The organism is Bradyrhizobium sp. LTSPM299 (assembly GCF_000938235.1).
Lineage (GTDB): Bacteria > Pseudomonadota > Alphaproteobacteria > Rhizobiales > Xanthobacteraceae > Bradyrhizobium.
The window spans coordinates 82,356-94,925 of sequence record NZ_JYMU01000050.1 but is presented as its reverse complement, the minus strand read 5'-3'; the positions used below and the strand labels follow the sequence as shown (position 1 = coordinate 94,925).

Here is a 12,570-nt window from a genome sequence, read left to right as displayed (position 1 = left end):
CGGCGCTAACGGCCGGGCAAGCCAGATCCGGAACCGGCGACACCGCGTCACGTCGGCAATGCGGCGTCGCGATGTAGGCTGGCGTCGGCCGGGACAGGCGAAGATAACCAGGGAGCACGACCATGAGCGACAACGGACGTGACCATTTCGAGATCCCCAAATTCGAGATCCCCAAGGACATGCGATCGATGGCGGAGGCAAGCTTCGGCCAGGCGCGCCAGGCGTTCGAGAAATTCGTCTCCACCGCGCAGGCGACCGCCGGTACAATCGAGGAGCGCAATGCCAGCGTGCGCGCCGGCGCCAAGGACATTTCGAGCAAGGCGCTCGCCTATGCCGAAAAGAACGTGCAGTCCTCGCTGGACTATGCGCAGTCGCTGCTCAAGGCGAAGGATCTGACCGAAGTGATGAAGCTGCACAGCGACTACGTGCAGGGCCAGATGCGCGCGCTCGCCGAGCAGGCCAGCGAAATGGGCCAGATCGTCAGCCGCGCCGCGATGGACGCGGTCAAGCCGAAAGGCTGAGTCGGGCCAAGCTATAGCCGAGCCGATAGTGGGTTCCCCGATGCAACGCCGAGATTGCTGACGCAACCTTGGGGCGGCCAGAATGGAACCTGCATCCGGTGCAGTCAAAAGTTGCGGCATTGCAGCGAATTCGCGTTGCGTTGCACAAAATTGACATGATAAGGGTGTCTTATAGGTCATGCCCAACGCCGGGCATTCCCGTGAATCAAGGCAGCGTGATCCATTTCGACGATCCCGGTTTTAGTCCGGGGCGTTCGCAGATGGTCACATCGAGTCACCCGTTTCGAGTCACCGTTGCGAAGGATTACACGTCAATGACCAACCCCTCCGATCCGTTCTCCGCCTCCGTCATCCCGTTCGAGGTCCCCGAGCAGATGCGCGCGTTCGCCGAAAAGGGCGTCTCGCAGGCCCGCGACAGCTACGCCAAGTTCAAGGACGCTGCCGAGACCCACAATTCGACGGTCGAAGCCGTCTTCACCAGCGTCAGCAAGGGCTCCAGCGAGTATTCGGCCAAGGTGCTCGAGTTCTTCAAGGCCAACACCACCACCCAGCTCGAATTCGCCCAGTCGCTGTTCTCCGTGAAGTCGCCGACCGAGGCGATGGAGCTGTGGACCTCGCACGCCCGCAAGCAGTTCGAGACCTACGGCGCCCAGGCCAAGGAACTCGCCGAGCTCGGCCACAAGGTCGCCGCTGAGGCCGCCGAGCCGATCAAGGCCAGCGCCGCGAAGCTCTATAAGCCGGCCGCCTGATCAGGCCCGCACCACGATTTGCTGAAGGCTCGGGCAGGAATGTCCGGGCCTTTTTGCTGGAAAACGCGTCAAAACAGCAGCCTAAGGCTTGGGTTCTGGTTTGGTCAGAGCCTGAGCCGGGGTTATCCATCGCTGTGAAATGCGGACGGAAAGCCTGCGTTCCGGCCTTGCCAAAGGCGTGCGTTGCACCTAGTTTCCGCCCGAAATCGCCGCCCCCTTTAGCGGGGCCGCGTGCCAGGATGCAGTTGTAGCTCAGTTGGTTAGAGCGCCTGTCTGTGGAACAGGAGGTCGGTGGTTCGAGCCCACCCAACTGTACCAGACTAATCAAGCGCTTAACCTAATTCGCCTGAATGTAGAAAGTGTTGTAGCTACCATGGAGCTACCACGCGGGGCAGGGCAGCAATGAGCGACAAATACGGAGCATGGTTTGCAGACGTCGCGACTAACGAGAACGGTTAGACGACACGCCCATCTGGGCAGAGACCAAGGACGAAGCCATAGCCAAGGATGACGAGTGGGCCCACAAAGTGTGCCAACAGGTCGGGGAGGGTCTGTTGATCCTCAAGCGCCCCGGTGAGCCGGGCAGCATCTACAGCAAACGTTTCGTTCTGCTCAATCCGTAGCCGACTGAGAGTCGAAATGCCCGATCGCAAAATCCAGCGTCAGATTCTTGAAACACTCCAGGCGGCGTAGGCGAATTCTATACGCGATCGTGACGGCTGATCGCAGCGGCTTGTCAAGGTCAGCGTGCCGCTTCGCGCGCTATCGGTGGCGAGCAAAAGAGATTCATGGGAAAGGCAGTCAGGTGAATAGATCGTGAGTTTCTTCGAGCGTCTAAAGACAGAAGCGTCCGCTGAATGGCGAGCCTACACCGAGCATCCTTTCACGAACGCATTGGCGGACGGCTCGCTCGCCGAAGCGGCGTTTCGTCACTACCTCGCTCAGGACTACCTGTTCCTCATCGAGTTCGCGCGCGCCTACGCGCTCTCGGTCTACAAGTCGCCCAAGCTTGCCGACATGCGTGAAGCAGCGGCCGGCCTCTCGGCCATCCTTGATGTTGAGATGAACCTTCATGTGAAGCTCTCTGCCGGGTGGGGTCTATCTCCGAGCGACCTTGAACAAACTCCCCCGGCGGTCGAGATGCTGGCCTACACACGCTACGTGCTCGACGCTGGAATGCGCGGCGACCTGCTGGCACTCAAGGTGGCGCTTGCCCCCTGTGTGATCGGGTACGCGGAGATCGCCACGCGGCTCGCCTCGCGACCAAATGCGGACGCTGCAACGAACCCCTATCGCGTTTGGATCGCCGAGTACGCCGGCGTGCCATACCAGGAGATCGCAGCAAAAGCGCGGGCGCACCTGGAGCATCTCGCCGATCTCTACGCCACGCCGGCCCGCGAGGCAGAGCTGATTGCGATCTTCAAGGAAGCCACCCGGCTCGAGGCAGACTTCTGGGAGATGGGCTGGCGCGCGGGCCATCGTGTTGAATAGGCCTTCGGCAATCGTCAGGCTCCTAACCTGAAGGTCATAGGTTCAAATCCTATCCCCGCAACCAAGTAAGCTGCTGTATTAGCAGGAAGCCAAAATTGACCCCTCACCAGATGGATGAAATCCGGGTGCCGAAACTCGCAGGAGAGTCAGTGCGGGAATTGGGTCGGTCCTACAACGTCTCACCAAATACGATCAGTCGCGTTCGAGAAGCCGGTGCAACGACCGCAACCTCGCCGAGGCAGAGCAGACGAAAGCACTCCGCAGAAGATCGCTCCAAACGGTTCTGCTGGGGGCCAGATGATCTGGAGCATCACTAGCCCATCGGCCCTGACCGCGTTTGATCGCTCTAACAGCAGAGAGAGAGCGATATTTGCTCGTCTTGCACCTGTCGCTCAATCGTCAGACCGACGTCTACCGGCGCGAAGGCATCGACCTCGACGTATCGACGCGGCGGATTGGGTGGGCGCGGCCCGCGGCAAACCGATGAAGCGAGCGCGGTTTTGAGCGCAACGTTACGCCGCAATCAATCCTAAGTCCTGGAATTGCACGGTCCAGTTTGGCTCGGGATCCCTTAGGCGCTCGATGTTGATGCCGCGAGGAATCGCGCCCCGCAAGGTTGGAGTCCTTAACCCGGAAAGCGACGGTCCGTTGCCAGATGAGCTCATCCCCGTTCGAGCGACCGCGATACTTCCACCGGAACGGTCGGATCGGGGCGACTCAACCAGAGCTGCACAAAGATAATTGCGCTTGCTGTGGCAACGGCCGAAAAGATGTCCTTGCCCAACCCTTCGTGCCAAAATTGATACATGGGTGGATTCATGCAGACCATAACCAACCGCCACATATTTAACGCAAATTGGATCAGCAATGCGCCCAAGCCTACGAAAAGATCGGCCCTAATCCAATATGGGCGATGAAGCATCGTAAGTGTCACCCAGCATAGGGACGCCAACGAAAGGTTGTGAAACGACGCGCATCCCGAATTAATTATGACGTCGTGTCCGCTGGGAGTCGTAACCATTGTACCGTCCGATGAGGCTCCAGCTACGACGTAACTCAGAAGCCAGCCAACCACTCGGGCATCAATATTCAGGAAAAGAAACGACAGCTTGGCAAAAATCAACGGGGCCCATACAGCGTTGATGGAAACCGCAAGTACCACAGCCCCCGCGGCTTTTGTGTATAAATCATTACGATCCCGGATAATCAGATAGAGACCAAACAGCGTGATCGAGCAATACGCTGAACCGATTGCAGCGATCAGCAAAGCGAATGCGCCGCAAGCCCAATCGAGCAGAGAAGGGGCGCCAGTTCGCGCTTTGGATAGAAGGTAAAGCGAGACAACACTAGCCCCTGCCCCAAAAGTCCCGAGCACGGGTTGGCCTGCCAAATCGCTGACACTTATCGAATCTGAAAATTTTCTCGCGAAACTTCCCGCGTAAAGCGCGAACTTTTCCGCATAAACGGATATTAGGATCGCGGTTTCCGAATCCGAAAAGTTTCCCGCGAGCTTTCCCACGTAACGCGCGAATTTTCCCGCGTAAAGGAAGACTAAGATTCCTATCTCCGAGCCTGACAAAATCCAAAAGGCGCGCATAAGGGCTCTTTGTGGGTTAATTTTGCAGTTTATATGCGAAAGTCGCGGAACAAAAAGTTCTGCATTTTAAACTCGCTGAAACAAATAATGAATGGAACCAGACGTGATGGTTGAATTCCATTAAAAGCCATGCTCTGATAGTTATTGCATTGCGATAATGTTTTAAAGAGAAACTGGTCATTTAAAGAGGAACTAGACATGAACATCAAGTGGGCGTTTCTTCCAGCATTAGCGTTAGTCGCTTCCGTATCGTTTGCCTCAGCTCCGTCCTTTGCATGCGAAGGAAATTGCAACAATAATGGAAATCCAAACGGTGGTGGAAATGGCAACGGCAACGGCCATCAACCGTTGGGTGCTCCTCTGCCGCTCCTCGGCGCTAGCCTTCCTGGTCTAGCAATCGGGTACGGAGCTTACTTGCTGATCCGGCGTCGACGTAATGCGACTTGATGCCGTCTCGTCTTAGATGATGCAAGGCCGCCTTCGGGCGGTCGTTTTTGGATTTCGTTCGGACTGGCGGACTGTCGCAACTGTAGCGCTCCACGTCCGCTATTTCGGAAGCAAACCGTCGCCGATGACGACGATAGGGCTCGTCGTTCGAGCCAGTTGCTCGGAGAACATTTCCCGGCGCACGTCTGCGTGAACGTGGAATAGCACCGGCCTGTGACTTCGCGGAAGCGCCTGCGCATTCTTTAAAGCTCTAAAAACGAAGCGGCAAAAGCATCGCTTTCGGTTGCCCCCCCAAAGAACTCACCATATCGCCCGCGCCGTTACCGAGAGTGATCGCGTTGGACACTAGCTCAGAGCCTGCGAGACTGACTACGTCGCCCGCGCCACTACCAAAATGAATTATGTTATTGTCGGCTTCCCCGTTAGAGGCATTTACCGTATCGCCATCGCCGTTTCCAAACGTGATTGCATTGTTAGAAAACGGCGCTCCCGCGTTGCTCATCGCGTCAAGGGTGTCACCGGCACCGTTGCCGAATGTAACAGTTTCATTTTGACCACCGCTGGTGCTCGCCGTGTCACCCGCACCATTTCCAAACGTGATCGTGTCGTAGCTGTCACCATCGGCAGTCACCGTGTCGTGCGCCCCGTTTCCTAAGGAAATCGCATCGTGTGCACTACTGATAGTGGTTTCGCTTCCATCGAAATTGGTTGTCGAGCTACTGACCACCACAGAGTCACTGACGCCGTTGCCGAGAGTGATCGTGTCGGATTGATTGTCGATCACACTAACCGCGTCTCCTGCACCCTTACCCAAGATAAAGGTGATACCGGAGTTTGCGTCGGCAACCGTCACCATATCATCCGCACCGTTACCCACCGTGATTACGCTTCCGTTTCCTCCGTTAAACGCGATGTTGATCTGATCATTGCTGCCATTGCCGAGGCTAATCGTTGACGGAGCTCCGACAATGCCTCCGCTTACAAGATCATTGTCTCCATTACCGATCTTGACGTTAGCGCCGCTCACTCCCACAAATGCGGAGTCACCGTCACCATTACCAAGGATAATGCGGTCGTTTGTTCCGATTGTTCCGTCGCTTGCGCCTATGGAGTCGCCGTCTCCATTTCCCAAGATGATAGTGTCGTTGGAGGTTCTGCCGGCGCTAACCGTGTCATTATCACCATTTCCGAGAGTAACTGTACTACCACCCGAATACGAAGCGATGACAGAATCTTGATCGCCATTGCCTAGCGTTATTGTACCACCGCCCTCTTGTGCATTCACGGCGACCGGAAAGCGGACCTCGCTGGATGTCCGAGAAGGGCACACTCGGAGCTGGCGGGCCTTCCGCTGAAGTCCGCTAGACCCCAGTGAGCAGACATCCGCAAGCCGCGAGATGAGATCCGAAAAGGGTCAACAACGGCCAATGCACCGCAGCAGTGACAGTCTACCGCTTGCTAGTGCTGACGGCGCTAGTCAGCCTCGATCCGTCGCACGGAGGATCGCCATTGGAGACGACGGTCGTAACATTGTTAGTCACGCAGACCGACAAATCAGAACAAGTAGGATCAGCGCAACAACACTCACAACAGCGGCGGTAAGTACGGGCCATGGATAGCGGCGCGGTGTCCTATCGCGCCAGCGGGGAGGCGGAATATAGCGGGCTTCCATGGCGACCTTAGTCGCGCATTCGACGCCGAAGGGGCGTCACGCGTGCTTGCTTTCGTAGAATGTGCCCAAAATATTCGCGTGCAACCCTGTCTATCACCGTCGAGATTAGTTCCTCAGGTCGTGACGCATCACGGTGCTTTGCTTCAAGCAAATATTCGGCAACGTCTTCCTTCAATTTCACCAAGCTCGCATCATCACAAATTGGCGTTGCCAATCGATGCCGTTCGGACGCGCGTATCATTTCGCTGCGTGAAAGCATGAGAACCTCCCGAGATTATTATTGGCTTTGATCTTGAAGGTCGTGAAGCGACCAGTTTTCCTAAACCCGATCAATAACGGTCGGTTTTTCTGGATGCCGGTTGAAGTCCGGCTCGGTAGATCATTTAGACAACCGAAGGCGATATGTTCGGTTCCTGACTTAAGCGCCGAAACAGTTGTTCCTTTTTCCGGAACCGGCTGGTTTCTGGTTTGCGTTTCCAGCGTTCGTTGTCAAAACCGGAAGTGTCGGTCCGTCGGCGGGATGTCTGCTTTCCCCCGATGACCGGAAATCTCCAGGACCCCTTGGTAGGTCCGAATAGGGCAAACAGGTGAACGGACCCAAAGCTCAAGGTCTTTGAAGTTCCTTTGATTTGTTCGCGCTTTGCGCGCACCGGAATGACGGCGGCGCCGTCAGGCTGCGATAATGCGGTCGGACGTCTGTTCCGCCTGATGCCCTGAAAGGAACAGCAGCTCGATCTCGTGGGCGGGAAGCGGCTTGCTGAACAGGAAGCCCTGCATCTCGGTGCAGCCTTCGGACGTGATCTTGTCGAGCTGCTCCTGGGTTTCCACGCCTTCCGCCGTGGCCGTCATGCCCATGCCATTCGCCAGCGCCGCGACCGCGCGCACGATATTGAGCGAGCCGGAATTCTCCGTAATGTCCTTTACGAAAGAACGGTCGATCTTGATCTTGTCGAACGGGAAGGACTGAAGATAGGTGAGCGAGGAATATCCGGTGCCGAAATCGTCCATGGCGATCCGGACACCGAGCTCGCGCAACTGGTGCAGGACGGCGAGCGTCGATTCCATGTTCTGAAGCAGAACGGTTTCGGTGATTTCGATTTCGAGCCGTGCCGGTTGCAAACCGGAGCCAGCCAATGCGCCGACGATGACCTGCATCAGGCCGGGATTGCGAAATTGAACTGCCGAAATATTGACCGCGACATTGAGATTGTTAGGCCAGCGCGCCGCGGTGGCGCAGGCTTGCCTGATCACCCATTCCCCGATCGGAACAATAAAGCCGATCTCTTCCGCGAGCGGGATGAACGCGGATGGCGCGATCATTCCCCGCGTCGGATGATTCCAGCGGATCAGGGCTTCGAACCCGCTAATTTCGTTGCTCGCCAGATTGACCACCGGCTGGTAGTAAAGTTCGAACTCGCCCGATAGCAGCGCCTTGCGCAGATCCTGTTCCATGATGCGGCGGGCCTGCATCTGCAGGTCCATCGCCGGCTCGAAAAAGCGGAATGTGCCGCGCCCGTCACCCTTTGCGCGGTAGAGCGCGAGATCCGCATTTCGCAGCAGTTTGTCGGGCCTCAAGCCGTCGCCCGGGCCGAGCGCGATGCCGACGCTGGCGCCGATTAAGGCCTGATGGCCGTCGATGTCATAGGGCTCGCTCATCAACTCGATGACGCGCTGGGCAAGCGAAGTTGCCTCGGCGGGATCGGTGATGGGAGCCTGGACGATGACGAATTCATCGCCGCCCATTCGTGCGATCGTGTCTGTCTCGCGAACCAAACCGCGCAGGCGATCCCCAACGATCTTCAGCAACTTGTCACCGGCGGGATGACCAAAAGTGTCGTTCACGGCCTTGAACTTATCGAGATCGAGGTGGTGCACCGCCACCATTTGCTCACGATGAATGCGACGGCCCAACGCGCTTTCGAGCCGCTCGTTCAATAATACGCGGTTGGCAAGACCGGTGAGCGCACAGTGATGGGCCATGTATTCGATCTTGGCCTCGGACTGCCGCTGCTGGGTGATGTCCTCATGCGTGGCAACCCAGCCGCAGTCCGGCATCGGCCGATGCCGGATCTTGAAAGTGCGCCCGTTTTTCAGTTCGACGATGCTATCGGTGGGGTCTGACGACACCGCGACGTTGCTGCGCCATTGCAGGTATTCATCCCTCGACATCGCGGGAAAGCTTCCTGCCTCGAAGCGCATGTCGACAATCTCTGAGAGCAGCGTCCCCGGACCGACGCGGTCGGGCGGAAGGTCATACATCTCGACATAGCGGTCGTTGCACACGATCAGTCGATGACTGGCGTCGAAGAAGCACAGCCCCTGCGACATATTGTTGATCGCGGTGTCGAATTGCAGGTTGCGTATCCGCAATTTCTCTTCCTGCTCCTTGCTGAGCTCGAACTGCTTCTGCAGGCGGGCGTCCATTTCCTCTCGCCCGGTGATATCCTCATGGGTGGCCATCCCGCCACCGCCGGGCATCGGGTAGAGGGTATATGCGATGATCCGGCCGTCCGTGAATTCCTGAACAGTCGTTCCCGCAACAACGGTGTTTCCGACGCGATGTCCGACGTATTCGTTGGGTCTTGAAAGGATCTTGAATCCCAGACTCAGCCGGTGCTGGATAATGTCGCTGAGGGGAGTGCCAGGTTTCACTTGCGCGGGCGAAAGCCCATAGATCTCCAGATAGCGCGTGTTGCAGAACACGACTTCGCGCTTGCCGTCGAAGATGATGAGTCCCAACGACAGATTGTTGATGGCTTGCTCGAGAAGCCGGGTCGGATGAGCCGGCTCCCGATCGATGAAACGTTGGACCGAATCCACCATTTGGTGTTCCTCCGCCGCATTAGAGACCCAGGCTGATGAATGGCATCCTTGACATGCGGGAATATTCCGCAGGTTCCTTGGAGTGTGCTGAATGAATCTTTAATTTTTTGAGCGGCCTCAGCCGCGACCCGCTAGCTGTCACGCCTGGTCCACCAGGATCACCCTGATACGTTTGATATTGGTCAGCGTGGGGGCGGTCAGGACGAGATCGCCGGTGACTGCAAAGAACGCGGTGGTGTCATTGTTGTTAAGATAGGCCTCGGCATCGGGGCCAACCGCGTCTTCTGCGATACGCTTTAGAGCGCAAGAGCGTCGACCCGATGGCGGCGAAGACGGCCCCAGCGCGGACGGCCGCCCAGCATCAGCCGCTGCTGCACTTCGTCGGTGTTGCGACCTGGTCGGAAGAGAAGGTGTTGGCCAAGGTACGCGAGATGCTACCGCCGGCGATGACGAAGGACGGGCCGATCGAGGCTTGGATCAATCGACGATACTTCGTTCCCGAAGCAGGGTAAGCACTCGGTCGGTGTACACCACAAATATTGTGGGCAGCTCAGGTTACAGCGAGCGGGGATACCGGCGCTTTACTGCCAAAATCAGCTCCAGCGCACGCCGGAAAAATCGCCGTTTCGCCAGGCGAGATGGCATTTGCGGGCGGTCCGGAAGTTATCAAACGATAGCTCGAAATCCGTAGGCATCGCGCCGATATCATGAAGGCGAATACTTGCGCCGTGATCGGTAGCGTTGCGGACCGTGCATGAGAGTGTGCCGGTCGACCCTACGAAGAACAGTGCAGCGCCACGGTCAATTCGCGTCCGGGGGAGCGCTCGCCGTTCGGGCCTTGAGCGCTGCAGGATTTCTTCGATCGAAGACATCGATATCACCTCAAATGGCGAAGCGCTGACGAATTACTTTCGCGTGGGCGACGGCCGACGTTCTGAATGCATTGCGTGACGTTTGATTTTGAGGCTCTCGCGTTCTGCGTCAGCGACGAGCTGTCGTAGCTCCAGCACTTCGTTATATCGGATGTTCAAGCTACGATCGTCTTGATCGCCCTGTAATTTGCTGTTTGTTGCCATCTGCTTCGAAGGTACGCGAACCGCTTTCGCTTTTGGTTGGCGAGACCGCCGCACCGTTGGGGACAATGCGGCGATCTCCGGCCGAGCCGGTCGGGGGTCGTGGGATGGGATAGCTCGGCGCGGTTGCAAGCAAGAATAGGGCACAGTGAATCGCAGGCAATCGATCATGCAAGTTAAGCTTGATGCGCGCGCAAAGCGTTATATCGGGAACTAGAATTTACTCGACGTGGCGCATTAGCCAAGTCGCTTCAGGTTAATGGCAGGATTTTATTGACGCCACTCGACTTGTTCTCCGATCATCGAACTGTTCACGATGAAACAATTAGGTATCGAGAATGTTTGTCGAGTTGACGATATTTACGGCTTTGACGATTTGTGCCGGCGCTGTCTTGGTCAAACTTTACGAGCGGCGGCAGGATGTCCTTTACGGTCCATATCTCAGGCGTCAGAACTCTGAAAGACGATCATCCTGAAAGAGAACGCCGATGCGATCTCCTCGATGGCTTCTTGTCGTGCTCCTATGCGCGTTATGTGCATCAGTGACGATGGCTGTGTTCACAACTGTGAAGCGGATCGTGATGGAGCGGCAAAGTCCGTCGCTTAAGCTAAAGCAGAGCGATCAGGTCCCAGTGCGCTTAGCGCACGCCGAGCGGCGACCCGCCTCGGTGGGTGCGCATGAAATTAGGGCTAAATCTTTGAGGTTCCCTGCCGATGGATAGGCTGAACGCCGTTCGTACCGTTGACAAGCACGCCGCCATGTTTCTCCGATTTGGAGCACCGGGATATCTTGTCATCGCCGCCGTCGGCGGTGAGAGGACTATTGAGCATGAAGCTTGGTTGCAGCTACCGCTGTGGCAGCCAGGGCAGGCCGATGCGCTAGGCCCGGCCGTTGACCTTGATCAATTGAGATCAGTGGGAAGTAGTGCTTAGCGATTAGGAAAAAGCAAAGCACGCCACTGGTGACAACGGCGATCGTGACACCATTCCAGAAACTGTAGAACGCCGCCGACCAAAACGGCGTATCGAGCTTTTGCGGTTTTTGAGGCATTCGTCAATTCTTCCGACGGCGCGTCGAAGCGGAGCATCGTTATCGTAGATGGCGGCCATGAATGCTTCGTAACCGCCGCCTCCCGAGCTCTCGCTAAGCGCCGGCTGGCCGATGAATTCGATGCCGCGCACGACGGCCATCCAAAAAATAAGCGGGTCATCGATCCTGGCCCGCCAGGGAGTTAGCTGAACGAAGCCCGGCAAACAGGAACGCGGAACGAGGCGACCCGGGCATCGTTCGGCGGGCGGTCTCGTCGCAACCTCTCAGTCATTAGAGAACTCTCAACCATTCTCACGCACGATGGACGAAATTTGCCGTGCTCAGTCCATGGGCAGAAATTATCGTCCTTTCCGATAGGCGCAAGTCCGCGCGTAAAAATGCCCTCGATACCGCACTGATTAGGTTCGGCGACGTGTCGGTGGCTTGCGTTGTTCGGGACATCTCCGAGAGCGGAGCGGCGCTTCGGATTGGCGCACAGTCGGAGATCCCTGACCAGTTCAAATTGGTCGTGCCTCGTAGCAAGGTTTTTGCCTGTAGGGTTGCCTGGCGCAAGGGTGGTTGGGTCGGCGTGTCGTTTCTTTAGGTGCGGCCCCAGCGTCTCGGAAGAATTCGCCATCGTTTAGTTGCGAGACCGTTTCGTGCAACCGAAGTCGCCAGTTAATCTTGATGCTGTCGTTGACGGTTAAATCTGGAACTGAATGTGGCATCGGAGAACGGGCCGGGCCGGCACTTGCGCGGATGAGAAGAATGACGAGCGAACAAGCGCGACTTTTGAAAATTAGCGATCAAGTCCGGTGGTTGGGGGACGAGGGAGCGAGCGGTGTTGTGACTGAGGTCAATCGCTTCGGAGTTGAGATCAATTGGTCGGACGGTCTCACGACGCGACCGTTCTTCAACGACACGAGGAAGATCGAGTTGACGGATCAGGACAACAACCGGCTCTCTTAATGGTCGACGGCGACCGCGCGGACCAAAAGGCCCACTGTGTGTTTGCCACGGAGTGACCGCTTTAGGTGTGCTCGGCAGCGCTGAACGTGTCGATTCGGTCTGTGAGGCAGTGCCAACGCTACGGTTTGCAATGCGCGGCCGACCCGTTGTTACCTCAGACGCACTGGCGGGCGCAGTTTGCAGCAAATATCAATAAAA

At 57.0% G+C, this 12,570-nt stretch carries 10 protein-coding genes, 2 tRNA genes and 1 pseudogene; 7 read left to right on the top strand and 6 right to left on the bottom strand.

What is annotated here, in order from left to right:
* Positions 1-122: 122 nt before the first annotated feature.
* The 5 genes from UP10_RS26750 to UP10_RS44590 all read left to right on the top strand — a co-directional run bounded on the left by UP10_RS26750 (position 123) and on the right by UP10_RS44590 (position 2,825).
* A complete protein-coding gene (locus UP10_RS26750; RefSeq protein WP_044590221.1) occupies positions 123-521 on the top strand; it encodes a phasin family protein in 399 nt (132 codons plus the stop codon).
* A gap of 314 nt (positions 522-835) precedes the next feature.
* Positions 836-1,270, top strand: a complete 435-nt coding sequence (locus UP10_RS26745) for a phasin (protein ID WP_044590220.1) — start codon at positions 836-838, stop codon at positions 1,268-1,270.
* A 241-nt stretch (positions 1,271-1,511) separates the two neighbouring features.
* A tRNA-His gene (locus UP10_RS26740) sits at positions 1,512-1,588 on the top strand.
* A 498-nt stretch (positions 1,589-2,086) separates the two neighbouring features.
* On the top strand, positions 2,087-2,761 hold the full coding sequence (tenA, locus tag UP10_RS26735; protein WP_044590219.1) for a thiaminase II: 675 nt from the start codon (positions 2,087-2,089) through the stop codon (positions 2,759-2,761).
* Positions 2,740-2,825: transfer RNA gene (locus UP10_RS44590), tRNA-Arg, on the top strand. The genes tenA and UP10_RS44590 overlap by 22 nt, the downstream gene beginning before the upstream one ends.
* 597 nt (positions 2,826-3,422) lie before the next feature.
* Here the strand turns inward: UP10_RS44590 and UP10_RS26730 are convergent.
* The 4 genes from UP10_RS26730 to UP10_RS26720 form a co-directional block, all read right to left on the bottom strand.
* On the bottom strand, positions 3,423-4,358 hold the full coding sequence (locus tag UP10_RS26730) for an archaeosortase/exosortase family protein (RefSeq protein WP_044590218.1): 936 nt from the start codon (positions 4,356-4,358) through the stop codon (positions 3,423-3,425).
* 697 nt (positions 4,359-5,055) lie between these two features.
* The gene (locus UP10_RS26725) at positions 5,056-6,090 is read right to left on the bottom strand and encodes a beta strand repeat-containing protein (RefSeq protein WP_156180268.1); all 1,035 of its coding nucleotides are present in this window, start codon (positions 6,088-6,090) and stop codon (positions 5,056-5,058) included.
* 394 nt (positions 6,091-6,484) lie between these two features.
* Positions 6,485-6,736 carry a hypothetical protein gene (locus tag UP10_RS44585; protein ID WP_156180266.1) on the bottom strand — a complete coding sequence of 84 codons (252 nt, stop codon included), beginning with the start codon at positions 6,734-6,736 and terminating at the stop codon, positions 6,485-6,487.
* A gap of 410 nt (positions 6,737-7,146) precedes the next feature.
* Positions 7,147-9,300: an EAL domain-containing protein gene (locus tag UP10_RS26720; RefSeq protein ID WP_044590216.1), complete on the bottom strand. Its 2,154-nt coding sequence runs from the start codon at positions 9,298-9,300 to the stop codon at positions 7,147-7,149.
* Between the two features lie 299 nt (positions 9,301-9,599).
* On the opposite strand from UP10_RS26720, the pseudogene UP10_RS26715 reads away from it, so the two are divergent.
* A pseudogene (locus UP10_RS26715) lies at positions 9,600-9,861 on the top strand (transposase); the annotation flags it as partial.
* 32 nt (positions 9,862-9,893) lie between these two features.
* On the opposite strand, the gene UP10_RS46735 reads toward UP10_RS26715, so the two are convergent.
* Both UP10_RS46735 and UP10_RS44575 read right to left on the bottom strand, forming a co-directional pair.
* Positions 9,894-10,172 (bottom strand): hypothetical protein, encoded by a 279-nt coding sequence (locus UP10_RS46735; RefSeq protein WP_197086904.1) that lies wholly within the window; start codon positions 10,170-10,172, stop codon positions 9,894-9,896.
* A 1,137-nt stretch (positions 10,173-11,309) separates the two neighbouring features.
* Positions 11,310-11,555: a hypothetical protein gene (locus UP10_RS44575; RefSeq protein WP_156180264.1), complete on the bottom strand. Its 246-nt coding sequence runs from the start codon at positions 11,553-11,555 to the stop codon at positions 11,310-11,312.
* Positions 11,556-11,740: 185 nt separating this feature from the next.
* Between UP10_RS44575 and UP10_RS46730 the strand changes: the two genes are divergently transcribed.
* The gene (locus tag UP10_RS46730) at positions 11,741-12,007 is read left to right on the top strand and encodes a PilZ domain-containing protein (protein WP_050043818.1); all 267 of its coding nucleotides are present in this window, start codon (positions 11,741-11,743) and stop codon (positions 12,005-12,007) included.
* Positions 12,008-12,570: the final 563 nt, after the last annotated feature.